The 15,514-nt window shown below is 66.0% G+C and carries 15 protein-coding genes; 7 read left to right on the top strand and 8 right to left on the bottom strand.

Annotated elements, in window-relative coordinates; all coding sequences use genetic code 11:
* Both AC1RP5_RS08000 and AC1RP5_RS07995 read right to left on the bottom strand, forming a co-directional pair.
* Complete coding sequence (locus AC1RP5_RS08000) at positions 1-1,761, bottom strand: glucan ABC transporter ATP-binding protein/ permease (RefSeq protein WP_493110095.1); 1,761 nt, start codon at positions 1,759-1,761, stop codon at positions 1-3.
* Between the two features lie 24 nt (positions 1,762-1,785).
* Positions 1,786-2,955 (bottom strand): M20 aminoacylase family protein, encoded by a 1,170-nt coding sequence (locus AC1RP5_RS07995; RefSeq protein ID WP_493110094.1) that lies wholly within the window; start codon positions 2,953-2,955, stop codon positions 1,786-1,788.
* Positions 2,956-3,003: 48 nt separating this feature from the next.
* Here AC1RP5_RS07995 and AC1RP5_RS07990 point away from each other — a divergent pair, with 48 nt between their 5' ends.
* Positions 3,004-3,960, top strand: coding sequence for a threonine dehydratase (locus tag AC1RP5_RS07990; protein WP_493110093.1), 957 nt, complete (start codon positions 3,004-3,006; stop codon positions 3,958-3,960).
* On the opposite strand, the gene AC1RP5_RS07985 is transcribed toward AC1RP5_RS07990, so the two are convergent.
* Positions 3,933-4,433, bottom strand: coding sequence for an Lrp/AsnC family transcriptional regulator (locus AC1RP5_RS07985; RefSeq protein WP_493110092.1), 501 nt, complete (start codon positions 4,431-4,433; stop codon positions 3,933-3,935). The two genes, AC1RP5_RS07990 and AC1RP5_RS07985, sit on opposite strands and share 28 nt — an antisense overlap.
* A gap of 110 nt (positions 4,434-4,543) precedes the next feature.
* Here AC1RP5_RS07985 and phhA point away from each other — a divergent pair, with 110 nt between their 5' ends.
* Positions 4,544-5,296 carry a phenylalanine 4-monooxygenase gene (gene phhA / locus AC1RP5_RS07980; RefSeq protein ID WP_493110091.1) on the top strand — a complete coding sequence of 251 codons (753 nt, stop codon included), beginning with the start codon at positions 4,544-4,546 and terminating at the stop codon, positions 5,294-5,296.
* Positions 5,297-5,445: 149 nt separating this feature from the next.
* Here phhA and AC1RP5_RS07975 read toward each other — a convergent pair whose 3' ends face one another.
* Complete coding sequence (locus AC1RP5_RS07975; RefSeq protein ID WP_493110090.1) at positions 5,446-7,545, bottom strand: acetate--CoA ligase family protein; 2,100 nt, start codon at positions 7,543-7,545, stop codon at positions 5,446-5,448.
* A 20-nt stretch (positions 7,546-7,565) separates the two neighbouring features.
* On the opposite strand from AC1RP5_RS07975, the gene AC1RP5_RS07970 reads away from it, so the two are divergent.
* Both AC1RP5_RS07970 and AC1RP5_RS07965 read left to right on the top strand, forming a co-directional pair.
* On the top strand, positions 7,566-8,537 hold the full coding sequence (locus tag AC1RP5_RS07970) for a Bug family tripartite tricarboxylate transporter substrate binding protein (RefSeq protein WP_493110089.1): 972 nt from the start codon (positions 7,566-7,568) through the stop codon (positions 8,535-8,537).
* Between the two features lie 19 nt (positions 8,538-8,556).
* Positions 8,557-8,958: a RidA family protein gene (locus tag AC1RP5_RS07965; protein WP_493110088.1), complete on the top strand. Its 402-nt coding sequence runs from the start codon at positions 8,557-8,559 to the stop codon at positions 8,956-8,958.
* 148 nt (positions 8,959-9,106) lie between these two features.
* Here the strand turns inward: AC1RP5_RS07965 and AC1RP5_RS07960 are convergent, their stop codons facing one another.
* A complete protein-coding gene (locus AC1RP5_RS07960; RefSeq protein ID WP_493110087.1) occupies positions 9,107-9,544 on the bottom strand; it encodes a GNAT family N-acetyltransferase in 438 nt (145 codons plus the stop codon).
* A 63-nt stretch (positions 9,545-9,607) separates the two neighbouring features.
* Between AC1RP5_RS07960 and AC1RP5_RS07955 the strand changes: the two genes are divergently transcribed.
* Positions 9,608-10,090: an SET domain-containing protein-lysine N-methyltransferase gene (locus AC1RP5_RS07955; protein ID WP_493113311.1), complete on the top strand. Its 483-nt coding sequence runs from the start codon at positions 9,608-9,610 to the stop codon at positions 10,088-10,090.
* Positions 10,091-10,096: 6 nt separating this feature from the next.
* Here the strand turns inward: AC1RP5_RS07955 and AC1RP5_RS07950 are convergent, their stop codons facing one another.
* Positions 10,097-11,017, bottom strand: a complete 921-nt coding sequence (locus tag AC1RP5_RS07950; protein ID WP_493110086.1) for an SMP-30/gluconolactonase/LRE family protein — start codon at positions 11,015-11,017, stop codon at positions 10,097-10,099.
* A gap of 101 nt (positions 11,018-11,118) precedes the next feature.
* Positions 11,119-12,522 carry an aspartate aminotransferase family protein gene (locus AC1RP5_RS07945; protein ID WP_493110085.1) on the bottom strand — a complete coding sequence of 468 codons (1,404 nt, stop codon included), beginning with the start codon at positions 12,520-12,522 and terminating at the stop codon, positions 11,119-11,121.
* A 99-nt stretch (positions 12,523-12,621) separates the two neighbouring features.
* Here AC1RP5_RS07945 and AC1RP5_RS07940 point away from each other — a divergent pair, with 99 nt between their 5' ends.
* Entirely contained in the window at positions 12,622-13,800 is a 1,179-nt protein-coding gene (locus AC1RP5_RS07940) for a pyridoxal-phosphate-dependent aminotransferase family protein (protein ID WP_493110084.1), read from the top strand.
* A gap of 91 nt (positions 13,801-13,891) precedes the next feature.
* Here AC1RP5_RS07940 and AC1RP5_RS07935 read toward each other — a convergent pair whose 3' ends face one another.
* Entirely contained in the window at positions 13,892-14,632 is a 741-nt protein-coding gene (locus AC1RP5_RS07935; protein ID WP_493110083.1) for a carbonic anhydrase, read from the bottom strand.
* An 82-nt stretch (positions 14,633-14,714) separates the two neighbouring features.
* Between AC1RP5_RS07935 and AC1RP5_RS07930 the strand changes: the two genes are divergently transcribed.
* Positions 14,715-15,494 (top strand): enoyl-CoA hydratase/isomerase family protein, encoded by a 780-nt coding sequence (locus tag AC1RP5_RS07930; RefSeq protein ID WP_493110082.1) that lies wholly within the window; start codon positions 14,715-14,717, stop codon positions 15,492-15,494.
* Positions 15,495-15,514 lie beyond the last annotated feature (20 nt).

Here is a 15,514-nt window from a genome sequence, read left to right as displayed (position 1 = left end):
TCAGGCAGATTCTATGCCAGCCTGCTGCGTCGCCACGAGGCGCGCAAAGGCGCCGCCTTCCTTGATCAGCGCCTGGTAGGCGCCGTGCTCGACGACCCGGCCATGCTCGAACACCACGACCTGGTCGGCCTCGCGGATGGTCGAGAGCCGATGGGCGATCACAAACGTCGTGCGGCCCTGCATCAGCACCTTCAGCGCCTTCTGGATGCGCGCCTCGGTCACCGAATCGAGCGCGCTGGTCGCCTCGTCGAGGATCAGGATCGGCGGGTTCTTGAGCAGCGCGCGGGCGATCGCGAGGCGCTGGCGCTCGCCGCCCGAAAGCGTCGTGCCACGCTCGCCCACGAGCGTCTCGTAGCCCTGCGGCTGGCGCATGATGAAGTCGTGCGCCTCGGCGAGCTTGGCCGCCTGCTCCAGCTCCGCCTGCGTCGCGTCGGGCTTGCCGATGCGCAGATTGTCGGCGATCGAGCGGTAGAACATCGTGCTGTCCTGGAACACGACGCCGATATTGTTGCGCAGCGAAGAGAGCTTGATGTCGCGATGGTCGACACCGTCGATGCGGACCACACCCGACTGGGCATCCCACATGCGATGGAGCAGCGACAGCGCTGTGCTCTTGCCGGCGCCGGTCGGGCCGACGAAGGCGACCGTCGAGCCGGCCGGCACCTTCAGCGAAAAGTGGACCAGCGCCGGACGCTTGCCGTCGTAGGAGAAATTGATGTCGTCGAACTCGACCTCGCCCTTGGCGCGGCCGATATCGACGCCGTTGGGCTTGTCCGGCACCGTCGACTGCGAATCAAGCACGCGGAAGAAATCGCCGAGCGAGGGCATCTGGAAGAAGATGCGGCTGACGAAGCCCGAGGCCTGGTCCATGCGGCCGATCAGCATGGTGGCGAAGCCCATGAAGCTCACGATCTCGCCGACCGTCGCCTCGCCACGCGTGTAGAGCCAGGTGCCCAGCACGAAGATCAGGATGACGGTGATGGTCGAGGCGGCGCGCGTCAGCACCGACAGGAACGCCCACCAGTTCAGCACCGGGAACTGCGCCTGCAGGGTCTGGCCGATGATGCGGTGCATCTCGCGCGTCTCGGCGCCCAGGCGCACGAAGCTCTGGATCAGGTGGATATTGCCCAGCGCATCGCCGGCGCGGCCGGCGAGCTCACTGTGAAGGTCCTCCACCTTCTTCTGCAGCCGGTCGGTCTTGCTCACCACCCAGACGTTGGTGACGGCAAAGAAGATGATCAGCACCAGCAGCAGGAGGCCCAGCCGCCAGTTCATGAACATGCTGAGCGGCAGCATGATGAACAGCGCCACCAGGGTCGCGAGGTTCTCGCGGAAGAACGAGAGCCAGATGCCGAACAGGTTGTCGACGCCGGTCAGCATGATCTTGATCAGCCGACCGGAATGCTGCGCGTTGTGGAAGGAGAACGGCAGGATCAGCAGATGCTGGAAATAGGTGGCCATCGCGCCGAGGCGGCGGCGATGGGCCATGCGATCGGCCTGCAGCGACACCACCATGTTGGCCACGATGCCGCCGATACCGACCAGCGCCCACAGGCCCAGGATCTCGCGTGCATCGTGCCACAGGACCTCGACGGGCTTGTTGCGCGCGTTGCTCAACAGGTCGATGACCTTGCCGAACAGGACCGGTTCATAGAATTGCAGGCCGGCCACCGCGATGTTCGCGATGGCCAGGGTGATGGCGAGGCCCTTTTCAGCCCGCAGGAGGCCGATGACGCGGCCGTAGACGCGGAAGAATTCCATGTGATTCGTCCGCGTCCGTTCTCTTTAGGCGCCCTTGGGGTCGAGGAAGCGCTCGACGGTGCGAACGAAGAAGCTCACGCCAAAGGGGATCGCCATGTCGTTGAAGTCGTAGCGGGAGTTGTGAAGGCTGACGGAGTCGCCGCCATTGCCCAGCCACACCATCGCGCCCGGCACCTTCTCCAGCATATAGGAGAAGTCCTCGGCGCCCATGCTCGGACGGGTATTGTCCTTGACCGCGTGCTCACCGCAGACGCCGACTGCAACATCGGCCGCGAACTTCGCACGCTCGACGTCGTTCACCGTCGGCGGATAGCCGGGCTTGTGCGTGACCTCGATCTTGACGCCATGCATCTTCGCGGCGCCCTCGCAGATCTCGTTGATACGACGCTCCACCAGTGCGCGGTTCTCCGGCGTGGTCGTGCGCGTCGTGCCGCCGATATGCGCGTCGCCCGGGATCACGTTGTAGGCCGAGCCCGCCTTGAAGAAGCCGACGGTCACGACCGAGGAATCGATCGGGTCGATGTTACGCGAGACGATGGTCTGCAGCGCCATCACGATGTTGGCGCCCACGACCATGGGATCTAGCGTGGTGTGCGGATGCGCGGCATGACCGCCCTTGCCCGTGATGCGGATGTCCCAACGGTCGGCCGCCGCCAGCAGCGGCCCGCCCTTGGTCACGATGTGACCGACCGGGATACCGGGCTTGTTGTGGATGGCGAACACCGCGTCGCAGGGGAATTTCTCGAACAGTCCGTCCTCGATCATCACCTTGGCCCCGCCGCCACCCTCTTCGGCCGGCTGGAAGATAAAGTGTACGGCCCCCTCAAAGTTCCGTGTCTCGCTGAGCATTTTTGCGGCACCCAGCAGCATGGCGGTGTGGCCGTCATGGCCGCAGGCATGCATGCGGCCCGGAGCGGTCGACCGGTGAGCGAAATCGTTGGTCTCGTCCATCGGCAGGCAGTCCATGTCGGCGCGAAGGCCGATCGACTTCACCGAGTTGCCCTTGCGCAGGGTGCCGACCAGACCGGTCTTGCCAAGGCCGCGCGTCACTTCCAGTCCCCATTCCTGCAGCTTGGCGGCCACCACATCGGACGTGCGGTTTTCTTCGAAGGCGAGTTCGGGATGGGCGTGAATGTCGCGGCGGATCGCCGAGATCTCGCCCTGGATTTCGAGTGCGCGCGGCAGGACAGGCATTGGGTACTCCGGTTGGAACCTGACCCATCTTAGACCAAAGTGGCCGGCATGTTGTCCCTTAACGAAATCGAGGCTGCGGCCACCCTGGTGCATGCCGCAATGCCGCCGACCGCCCAATATGCGTGGCCCCTGCTCGCTCGCCGCGCGGGCTGTGAAGTCTGGGTGAAACACGAGAACCATACGCCGACCGGCGCCTTCAAGGTGCGCGGCGGGCTGGTCTACATGGACCGGCTGAAGCACGGCGCCCGGCAACCCAGGGGCGTCGTCAGCGCCACCCGCGGCAATCACGGCCAGAGCATCGCGCTCGCCGCCGCCCGCAACGGCATCGCGGCCACCATCGTCGTGCCTCACGGTAATTCGGTCGAGAAGAACGCTGCCATGCGCGCCTTCGGGGCCGAGCTGATCGAGGCGGGACACGATTTCGATGCCGCCAAGGATGCCGCGATCAAGCTCGCGGGCGAGCGCGGCCTCGCCATGGTGCCGTCGTTCCATCGCGACCTGGTGGCGGGTGTTGCTTCCTACGCGTTCGAACTGTTCCGCGCCGCCCCGGCACTCGACACGGTCTACGTGCCGATCGGCCTGGGCTCGGGCATCTGCGGCACCATCGCGGTGCGCGATGCGCTGGGGCTCAAGACGAAGATCGTCGGCGTCGTCTCGACCGAGGCGCCGGCCTATGCGCTCTCCTTCGCCGCCGGCAAGGTGGTGGCGACCAACAGCGCCGACACGATGGCCGACGGCATGGCTGTGCGCGGGCCCGACGCCGAGGCGCTCGACATCATCCTGAAGGGCGCCGAGCGCATCGTGCAGGTGAGCGACACCGAGATCGGCGCTGCCATGCGCGCCTATTACGAGGACACGCACCAGCTCACGGAGGGCGCGGGCGCCGCTGCCTTCGCGGCGCTGATGCAGGAGCGCGACCGCTTCGCCGGCAAGAAGGTTGGCGTCGTGCTGAGCGGCGGCAACATCGACCGGCCGGTCTACTTGCGCGTGCTTGGCGACGCTTGAGGCGCCGGTGACTGAGGAGCCCAGGCGAGGTCGCTCTTCACCGCCTGCATGATGAAGGACGAGCGCGTGCCCCGGACACCGGGCATGCGCAGCAGCGCCTTCATCGCGAACTCGCTGAAGCTCGCGAGATCGGGCGCCAGCACGTGCAGCAGGAAATCCATGTCGCCGGTCATGGCATAGCAGGCCACGACCTCGGGCCGCGCGCGGATCGCTGCCTCGAAGGCCTCGACGGTCTTCTCGGAATGATCCTCCAGCGTCACCTGCACCATCGCCTGCAGGGCGAGCCCCAGCGCGGGCGGGGACACGAGAGCGGCGTAGCGCTCGATCACGCCTTCCTCTTCCAGCCGCTTCACCCGGCGCTGGCAGGGCGTGGGCGACAGGCCGACCCGCTCGGCGAGGTCGACCATGGGTAGGCGGCCCTCGGCCTGCAGCGCGCCGAGGATGCGTCTGTCGATGTCATCAAGCTCGATCATGGCGATATTCACCCTTATTTCATAATTTCAGGGAGAATATCTCCAAAAAACCCCTTTCCAAAGCCAATCTTCGCCGGGATTCACCAGCGTGCCGGCCCCATATTCAGGTCATGAACACCGCACCCCTCGAGAACCTGCGCGGCGACTATGCCGGCATGGCGCCGGACTGGACGGTGCCGCAGCATCCCGACCTCTATTCCGACGAGGAACAGACCGTGTGGCGGCTGTTGGTCCAGCGCCAGCGCTCGCTCGCCGAACGCTATGCCTGCGCCGAGTTTCTAGCGGGCCTCGAGACAATCGAACTGGGTGACACCATCCCAGACTTCGCGGCGGTCAACGCGCGGCTGGAGCCGCTGACGGGCTGGCGCATCGTCGGCGTGCCGGGCCTCATTCCCGACGCCGCCTTCTACGATCATCTCGCCCATCGCCGCTTCCCGGTGACGGTGTGGATCCGCAAGCGCGAGGAGATCGACTATCTGGTCGAGCCCGACCTGTTCCACGATTTCTTCGGCCATGTGCCGCTGCTGACCAACCCGGTCTTCGCCGACTACATGCAGGACTATGGCCGCCGTGGTGTCGAAGCCGGCCCGAATGTCCACCTGCTGGCGCGCCTCTACTGGTTCACCGTCGAGTTCGGCCTGATCCGCACGAAACAGGGATTGAAGGCCTACGGCGCCGGCATCCTCTCTTCCGCCGCTGAAGTGAAGCATGCGATTGAGGCCAAAGGCGTCGAGCGCGTGCCATTCGATGCGATGACGGCGATAAACCGGCCCTACGAGATCGACCGCCTGCAGAACACCTACTTCGTCCTCGACGATTTCCGCCAGCTCATGGACCAGCCGACGACTGCGCCGCGGCATTAGTCCCAATCCGTCGTCCTGAGCGGAGCGCAGCGTAGTCGAAGGACCTCTTTTCCGGCGCACGGTGTGTCGAAACGAAAAGAGGTCCTTCGACTGCGCCGCCCTTTGGGCGGCTCCGCTCAGGACGACGGGTTTTGGGGCGGGTTTTTGGACTAGGTCAGTACGACCAACCCGTCGACCGCGACGACGCCTTCGCCATCGCGTTTCACCAGCAGCGGATTGATCTCGGCTTCGGCCACATCGGCGAACTGCCTGTGCGCCAGGGTCGAGAAGGCCGCGATCGTCCTCGCCAGCGCCGAAACATCGCCCTTCGGCATGTTGCGATAGCCGCGCACGGTCGCGAGGCCCTTCACCTCGGCGATCATCTCCATCGCCTCGCGCTCGTCGACCGGAGCGAGCCGGGTCGAGGCGTCCTTGTAGATCTCGGCCAGCACACCGCCGAGGCCGACGGTGACCGTCGGGCCCACCAAGGGATCGCGGCGATAGCCGAGTATCACCTCGACGAGACCACGCTCCATCTTCTGCACCAGGAAGCCCTGTAGCCGCGCCTCGGGCGCGTAGGCCTTCACCCGTTTCTCGATCTCGCGCGCGGCGACGGCGGCGGTCTGGCCGTCGGGAATGCCGAGCGCCACGCCGCCTGCTTCGGTCTTGTGCGGGATGTCGACCGACAGGATTTTCAGGACGACCGGCGCACCCACTTCACCGACGGCAGCGGCGACGCGCCGTGCGTCGGGCACAGTCGCCGACTTCGCCATCGGCACGCCCAGCGTTGCGAAGAAATCAGCCGCGCGGCGTTCGTCGAACCCGGAAGCGCGCCCCGCTTCCAATGCAGAGAGCGCCTCCACCGACGGCTCCACGAGACGCGGCACGGGGTGCGGTGGCTGGCGCAACAGGCAAAGCGCCATCGCCTCGGCGCAGGATTCGGGATGACGGAACGCCGGCACGCCCGCTGCCGTCAGCAGGGCCAGCGACTTCTCTGCCGAGGGCGTCAGCGCCACCGCGAAGGGCTTGGCCGAGCCGGCGAAGCGCAGCAGCGGCTCGACGGCGAGCTCGGGATTGAACTGCGCGGAGGAGCCTACCACGAAGATCGCCGCGTCGTTGCCGTCGTCGGCCAGCAGCCGCTCGATCGTGCCCGCGACGATCTCCGGCTTGGCGCCGGCCAAAGTGAGATCGACCAGCTTGCCGTCACCGGCCGCGATGCCGAGCGGCTTCAACCACTCCACGAGATTTTTAGGCGGTCCCACGATGTCGAGCCCGGCCACCGCCATGCTGTCGACCACCATGGCCGCACCGCCGCCCGTCGTGGTCGCGACGGCGACACGACGGCCGCCGCTCTTCGAGCGTGCCCGATCGACCAGCAGCGACGGCACGTCGATCAGCGATTCGAACATCGACACGCGCGCGATGCCATGGCGTAGGCAGAAGGCGTCGAAGGTCGCATCGGAGCCGGCGATGGCGCCGGTATGCGAGCGCGCCAGTTCCTGGCCGATGTCGGAGCGCCCGAGCTTGTAGGCGATCACCGGCTTGCCCGCCTCGTGCGCCCGCCGCGCCGCGCGCGCCAGCCGGTCGCCGTCGCGCAGCGTTTCCATGAACAGGAGGATGGCCTTGGTCTTGGGATCGTCGACCATCAGGTCGGCGATCTCGCCCACCGCGAGGTCGACCTCGTTGCCGACCGAGATCAGCCGCGAGAAGCCGATGCCGCGCGCGTCGGCCCGCGACAGCAACGCGCCGATCAGGCTGCCGCTCTGGCTGACGACGGCCCAGTTGCCGGTACGTAACTTGTCGACGGCGAAGGCGGCGTTGGCAGTCAGCACCATGGCGGGATCGGTGCTCACCGTGCCGATGCTGTTGGGGCCGACCAGGCGAATGCCGGTCTCGCGCACGACCTTCGACAACTCTTCCTGCAGCGACGCGCCGGCGGCGCCCGCATCGGCGAAACCGCCGGCCAGGATCGACGCCACTTTGACGCCGCGCCGGCCGCAGGCGGCGAGTGCATCGATCGCGGCTTTTCCGTTCAACAGAATGTAGGCGTGGTCGATGTCGCCCGGGATCGCGTCGAGATCCTTGTAGGCTTTCTCACCCAGGATTTCGCTGCGCGACGGATTGATCGGCAGGATTTCGCCCGTGAAGCCGTGTTTGCGCAAAAAACGCTGCGGCCGCGATGTCGTTTTCGTGACATCCGACGAAGCGCCGATCAGCGCAATGCGTTGCGGCTCGAACAGGGCGGAGAAGAGTGACTTGGGATCGATCATGGCGTGAGTATACTCCGCGCATGCTCAACCGCCGCTCCTTCGTCGCCGCGACGCTCGCCGTCGCCTCCGCTCCGGCCGCCGCGCAGACGGCGCCGTGGCCCAGCAAGCCCATCAAGCTCGTCGTGCCCTACGCGCCCGGCGGCACCACCGACGTCGTGGCCCGCATGGTCGCGGAATATCTCGGCCAGAAGCTCGGGCAGAACATCATCGTCGACAACCGGCCTGGCAAGGGCGCGATGGTCGGCACCGCGATCGTCGCCAAGTCACCGCCCGACGGCTACACGCTGCTGCTGTCGGTGATCTCGGGCCTCTCGATCTCGCCCACGCTCTATGGCGGCGCCGACTTCGATCCGATGGGCGACTTCATCCATGTCTCCATCGCCTCGACCAACCCCAGCGTCCTGGTTGCCAATCCGAACTTCGAGACCAAGACCTTCAAGGAGTTCGTCGACTACGCCAAGGCGAACCCCGGCAAGGTCTCCTACGCGACGTCGGGCGCGGGCTCGAGCAACCACCTGTTGGGCGCGCGCATGGCCCAGGTGATCAGCGCGGAGATGGTTCACGTCCCCTATCGCGGCGCCGGCCCCGCCATGATCGACACGATCGCAGGCGTCGTGCCGGTGATGTTCGACTCGCTGCCGTCGGCCGCGCCGCACATCAAGGCCGGCAAGGTCAAGGCGCTGGCGGTGAGCGGCGAGACGCGCAGCCCCGCCTTCCCCGACGTGCCGACGATGAAGGAACTCGGCTACCCGGACCTGATTTCCTATTCCTGGTTCGGCATCTCGGTGCCCGCCAAGACCCCGCAGCCGATCGTCGACCGGCTCGCGACCGACATGCAGGCCGTGCTGAAGGAGCCCGCCGTCATCAAGCGCTGGGAGGAGATCGGCGCCGAGGGCAGCACGATGACGCCGGCCGAGGTGACGCGCTTCATCCAGTCCGAGATCGACAAGTGGACGCCGGTCGTTAAATCTTCAGGCGCCAAGCCCGGCTAGGACCCGAAGAGGAGACGCCATGACCATCCGCCGCGTGATCTCGCCCGACGTGGCCGAACCGCCGGCCGAGCGCTGGTCGAACTGCCTCGTGGTCGATGGCGTCGCCTATGTCTCCGGCATGACCGCGCGCGGCGCCGACCTCAAGGCGCTGGGCGCGATGGACGAATATGCCCAGGCCAAGGTGATCTTCGGCAAGATCAAGTCGCTGGTCGAAGCCGCCGGCGGCGCCATGTCCGACGTGGTGAAGATCACGATCTTCCTCACCGAGATCGCCAACAACACCAAGGTCTGGCAGGCTCGCCGCGAATTCTTCACCGGCGACTTCCCGGCTTCGACTTTGGTCGAGGTCAGTGCCCTCGCCGCGCCGGAAATCCTCGTCGAGATCGAGGCCGTCGCGCATATCGGCAAGGGCCGGCGCTAGCTTTTAGGCGACGCGATTTAACCAACCTCACCCTGAGGAGCGGCCCATCGGGCCGCGTCTCGAAGGGTGGGCACCCGCACATCGTCTGTTGCCCATCCTTCGAGACGGCGCTTCGCGCCTCCTCAGGATGAGGTGGTGCGGTCAAACGCTAAGTCAGCTCGATATCGTAGCGAATGAATCCGCGGTTCACGGCCATCTTGTCGTAGAGGAGCCGCGCGGTCCTGTTGCTGTCCTGCGTCTGCCAGTAGAGGCGCGGGCAGCCCTGCGCCTTGGCCCAGTCGGCGACCGCCTGGATCAGCGCCCGCGCCACGCCCTTGCCGCGCACCTCGGCCTCGGTGAACAGGTCCTGCAGGTAGCAGACATCGTCCGACGAGGTGTTTGCATGGATCAGGAAGTGCGTGATCCCCACGAGGCGTCCGTCGAGACGGGCACCCAGCGCGTGCATGCGCGTGTCCCTGGCGAACTCGTCCCAGGCGCGGTCGTACATCGCCTGCGGGAGCGTGCGCTTGTAAAATTCCATGTAGGCGCGGAACAGCACTTCCCATTGCGCGCGATCGGATGGTTCGAGTTTGCCGATGGTGATCATTGCGCCCGACTATATACGGAGATTCAGCGCCTGGAATGCGTCGGACACTTGATCGGCCACTGGGTGATCGAGTATTGCCAACCCTTATCCGCACGCAGCTGTTCGGCAAGAAGCAGGCGCCTTGCGATTTACGTAGAGTTCCAGAGTCGCCTGCCCGTGAAGCGCGTTAAAATCCCCCTGACCGTCCGACCGTATCAGGTCACTGCGATCCCCGGCCGTGGCCTCGGGCTCACCGCCTGCTCCACCATCGATCCGCGCACCAAGATCGATGACTGTTTCACCTGGGAGCTGCCGAAGCGGGACATCAAGCACGTCACCGAGACCGTGCTGAACGGCAACTACTTCGACCATCCTGTCTGCTCGACGCGCGGCCTCGTCGCCATCGGCCATATTTCCCTGATCAACCACGATCCGGAGCCGAATTGCGAATGGCGGATGATCCAGGTCCACGATCGCTGGATGATCGAGACGTGGTCCATACGCCGCCTTTCCAGCGGCGAGGAGCTGACCTTCGACTACGGCTACGACCCGACCGCGCCGGCGTAAATACGCCTAGGCGTGCGAGAACATCGCCTTGCCGGCGACCGGCATGGTCGCCTTGAGAATGGTGCCGGCCGCGACCTTCTCGCTGCGACGCGACACCACGACGTAGAGGTCGTGGCCTGAGAAGGCGACGTTGGTGCAGTAGATGTCGTCGCCGCAATCGACGTGATGCGTCGGCCGTCCCAGCGAATCGAAGCGCCAGGCCGTGGTGCTGGGATGGGCAATGACCAGCCCGCCTTCGTCGTCCAGCGCCATGCCATCGGGGCCGGCATGCCCGCCGCTCATCTGGATGAAGAGACCGACCTTGCTTGCCGTGCCGTCGCCCATCAGCGGCAGGCGCCACACCGCGTTGCCGCGCGTCACGCCGACATAGAGCACCGTCTCGGCCTTGTTCATCACCAGTCCGTTGGGGCTCGGCACGGTGTTCACCAGCATCGTGAGCCGGCCCGTCGTGTCGTAGCGATAGACGCGGCCTGTCGGGTCGTGCAGGCCGGTCTGGCCCTGGTCGGTGAAATAGAGATCGCCGCTCGCGGCAAAGAACAGGTCGTTCACGCCCTTGAAGCTCTCCGAGCCGCGCGTCTCGAGCAGTGGCGTTACCTTGCCGGTCGCGGGATCGAGCAGGACGATGCCGCGCTTGTAGTCGGTGATGAAGATGCGGCCGTCCTTGTGGATTTTCAGCCCGTTTGGCCAGCCGTCATATTCGGTCACCAGCGTCCACTCGCCCGCCGGGTCGATGCGGAAGATGCGACCAAACGGAATGTCGGTGACGTAGAGGTTGCCGGCGCGATCGAAGCTCGGCCCTTCGAGAAACGAATCGAGCAACTGACCCACGGCATTGGTGTCGCCCCACGCCGTGCGCGACGGCTTCCGAAACTTCTCCGGCAGCCGCGTGAACTCGGTCGCGCGAACGGGCTTGGTCATTCCGTACATGGCCGTTTCCCCGATTTCTTCGTTGTCGTCAGTTCACCCTCTCCCCCCGCGATGACGCGGGCGGAGAGGGCGTTTGAGAGGCGAGAGGGAGAAAAAGGCGGTTACGCCACCTTCACTTCGCGTTCGGCCTTCAGCGCACGGACGGTCTGGCGGAGCGCATGGACCGTCTTCTCGATCTCGGCACCGCCGTGCGTGGCGGAGACGAAGCCGCCGGGGGCGCCCATGACGTCGACGCCGTGGGTCATCAGGCCCATGCGGATCTTGCCGGTGAGCGGGCCGGCGCCGCGCGCGCCCTTGAGCTTCTCGATCGGAACCTTCAGCGGATCGAAGGTCGCGGGATCGATCGGGTCGCCGAACGGGTTCGGATAGATCAGGAAGGTCGAGCTCTGGCCGTAGATGCCCCACGGCACGCCTTCCTGCACCAGCACCTCGGTCAGCGCCGCGCGCAGTTCGGCGGCGGTCTTGTTGGCCTTCTCGGCCAGGCCCTCGTCGCGCACCATCGACAGCGCGGTGACGGCGGCGGCCGCCGACAGCGGGTTGGCGTTGAAGGTGCCGGGATGGAGGATGCGCTCGATCTTGCGGGCCGCGGTCGCGGCATGGTCGATGCGGTCCATGATCTCGCGCTTGCCCGAAACCGCGCCGCCCGGCAGGCCGCCGGCCACGATCTTGGCCTGGATGCAGAGGTCGGGCGTGATGCCCAGCGCCTTCTGCGCGCCACCCGAGGACCAGCGATAGCCGGTGATGACCTCGTCCATCAACATGACGACGCCCTTCTTGGCCGTGGCGTCGCGCACCGCCTTGACGAAGCCCGGCGGCAGCGGTGCCTGGCCCCACGAGGCGCCCGACGGCTCGAACATCACGGCGGCGATATCGTCGCGCTCCTCGATCAGCTTCACGACGGCCGCGACATCGTTTTGCGGCATCACGATCGAGAGCGAGCTCACTTCCTGCGGTACGCCCGGCGTCGTGCCGCCGTCATAGGTCGCACCGGCGCCCGCCGTCACATTGTCGTGCCAGCCGTGGAAGTGGCCGAGGAAACGGACGATCTTGTCCTTGCCCGTGTGGGCGCGCGCGAGACGGATCGCCATGTGCGAGGCCTCGGTGCCCGACGCGGTGAAACGCACCCGCTCGGCGCAGGGCGTCAGCTCACACACCAGTTCCGCCCAGCGCACCTCCAGCTCGTGGCTGGAACCGTAATGCGTGCCGAGTTCGATCTGCCGCTTCACCGCCTCGACAATGGCGGGATGCGAATGGCCGAGCAGCATGGCGCCATGGCCGCCGAAGTAGTCGACATATTCGTTGCCGTCGACATCCCACTTGCGCGGTCCCACCGCGCGCGAAACATGGATCGAATAGGGGTCGAGGTAACGCGCATCATGGGTGATGCCGCTCGGCAGCACCTTGTGGGCGCGCTCGAACAGAGCCGCCGATTTGCCGGTCTTCGCCTTGTAGTCGGCGACGACGGCGGAGTTCGTTGCCGATGAATCTTTCTCTTGCACGGTCATACTTGCCCTCAACCCAGCTAATGGCTGAGCATCGCTTGTCTCGCTTGTTTCGCCAAGGGCCTCGCGCCAAAGTCCGGCCACCAAAACCGGAGGAACGCCGTGAACGCCAAGCCCCGTGGCCGCCAATTCTTCAATAATCCCGGCCCGACCAACATTCCCGACCGCGTCCTGCGCGCCATGGACCGGCCCGTAATCGATTTCATGTCGGAAGAGTTCGTCGCCATCCATCACGCCTGCCACAACGGCGTGAAGCGCGTGCTGAAGACCGACCAGAACCTGTTCATGTATTCCTCGACCGGCCACGGCGCCTGGGAAGCCGCCCTCGCCAACCTGTTCTCACCGGGTGAAACGGTGCTGATGGTCGAGACCGGCTACTTCTCCGAGAGCTGGACCGAGATGGCGAACCATCTCGACATCAAGGTCGAGACGATCCCCGCCGACCAGCGCATGGGCGCCGACGTTTCCAAGATCGCCGAGCGCCTCGCCGCCGACAAGGAACACAAGATCAAGGCGGTGCTGACCGTCCACAACGAGACCGCGACCGGCATGGTCCTGCCGATCGATCAGGTCCGCCGCGCCATCGACGAGGCCAAGCACCCCGCCCTGCTGCTCAGCGACACGATCTCCTCGCTCGCCAGCATGGAATACAAGATGGACGCCTGGGGCATCGACCTCACCGTCGGCGGCAGCCAGAAGGGCCTGATGCTGCCCACCGGCATGTCGATGACCGGCGTCAGCAACAAGGCGCTGGAAGTGTCGCGCAAGTCCAAGACGCCGCGTCACTACTGGAGCTGGGAGATGATGACCGGCCGCGCGCCGCAGAAGTTCGTCGGCACCGCGCCGGTGCACATGTTCTTCGGCCTGCAGGAATCGCTGAAGATGCTCGAGGAAGAAGGCCTCGACGCCGTGTTCCAGCGCCATGCGCGCCTGGCCGAGGCGACGCGCGCCGCGGTGCGCGTGTGGGGCTCCGACGGCAAGGGCCCGCAGCTCTTCTGCCAGAACGAGGAGCGGCTCTCGAACTCGGTGACCGCCGTCACCATGCCCGAGGGCATGAGCTCCGACCCGATGCGCAAGGCCGCGATCGATCGCTTCAACCTGTCGCTGGGCGGTGGCCTCGGCAAGATGATGGGCAAGATGTTCCGCATCGGCCACATGGGCGACCTCAACGAGCCGATGCTGCTGGGCTGCCTCGCCACGACCGAGCTCGCCATGAAGGCCTCGGGCGTGCCGTTCGTCCCGGGCGGCGTCGACGCCGCGATCAAGTCGCTGTCGGCCTAGTACTCATTGCCTCTTCCACCTCCCCCGCCCGGCGGGGGAGGCCGGAAGGGGAAGATCCCTCGCAAAAGCTCGGGATGACGGCCAAGGGCCGTCAGAACGCCGGCTTCTTGCCGGCCAGCGCCGCGACGAAGGCTTCCGGCTTCAACGCCGAAAGCGGCGTGCGGGCAGTAATGGCGATGTCGAGTTCGACGCCGAGGACCGGCGCAAAAAGCTGGGTCTTGGGATTGAAGGCGTAGAGCTGGCCCTTCGTCAGGTTGAACCACCAGGCATGCAGGGTCAGCGTGCCGGCCTTCACCCGCTCCTCGATCCAGGGATAGCCCATCAGGTTGTTCACGCTGTTCACGACGGCGGCCTGCTCGACGGCGCGCGTGACCTCGTCGCGCGAACGGCCTTTCAATTCCTCGACGACGAGGTCGCGCGTGTGCTGCGCGACGGCGGTCCAGGTCGAGAGATAGTCGTAGTGCGCGTAGGCGCCGGTGCTGCCGTCGACCAGCGCGCCGATGCCGCCGCACAGCGCATGGCCCAGCACGACGATGTGCTCGACGCCGAGGCCGCGCACCGCGAACTCGATGGCCGCCGACGTGCCGTGCTGGCGATCGTCGGGCGGATACTGCGCCGGCGGCACCATGGCCGCCACGTTGCGCACCGTGAAGATGTCGCCGGGTTTCGTCTGGGTCAGGATGCCCGGATCGACGCGGGCGTCGGAGCATCCGATGATCAGGATCTTGGGCGATTGGCCCTCGGTCGCGAGCTTCTCGAACAGATCGAGATGCTCCTGGTAATAGCCGACGCGGAAGTCCGCGAAGCCTTTTAGAAGCCGGTTCAGCGCCATGATGCCTTGCCTATGCCCGTTTGCGGCCCAAGGCGACATAGACGATGATGCCGCAGCGCACAAACACAACAAACCGGATCAAATGACCGAAGAACTGCTTTTCGAGAAGCGCGGCGAGATCGGCTGGGTGACGTTCAACCGGCCCAAGGCGCGCAATGCCCTCACCTTTGCGATGTACGAAGGACTGGCCGAGATCTGCGGCCGCATCGACACGACCCGCGAGGTCCGCGCCCTGGTGATCACCGGCGGCGGCGACAAGGCCTTCGCGGCCGGCACCGACATCGCCCAGTTCAAGAGCTTCGAGGGCGGCGACGACGGGATCGCCTACGAGCAGAAAATGGATCGCATCGTAGGTGCAATCGAGCGCTGCACCGTGCCGACCATCGCCGCCGTCCACGGCTTCTGCACGGGCGGAGGTGCGGCGATCGCAGCGGTCTGCGACCTCAGGATCGCCTCGGCCACCGCCCAGTTCGGCTTCCCGATCGCCCGGACCCTGGGCAACTGCCTGTCGATGGCCAACTACGCCCGGCTGGTCGCCCTGATCGGGACCCAACGGGTCAAGGAAATGGTCCTGCTGGCCAAGCTGATGGACGCGCCGTCGGCGCTGGCCTGCGGCCTGGTGAGCGAGCTGCTGCCCGACCAGGCGTCCCTTCTGGCCCGGGCTGAGGAACTGGCCAATACCGTCGCCGGCCATGCCCCGATCACGATGCAGGTCACCAAGGAGGCGCTGCGCCGGTTGCAGGCCCGTCTGGGCGACGAGAACATCGACGATCTCGTCAGACTGGCTTACGGTAGCGCCGATTTCCGCGAGGGCATGGCGGCCTTCCTGGAGAAGCGGGCACCCAAATGGTCAGGCGCCTGACATAGGATGATACGGAGGAA

Source organism: Reyranella sp. GW821-FHT12G01 (genome assembly GCF_058806575.1).
Note: the sequence above shows the minus strand (reverse complement) of the source record. Positions and strands in the feature narration are given on the sequence as shown.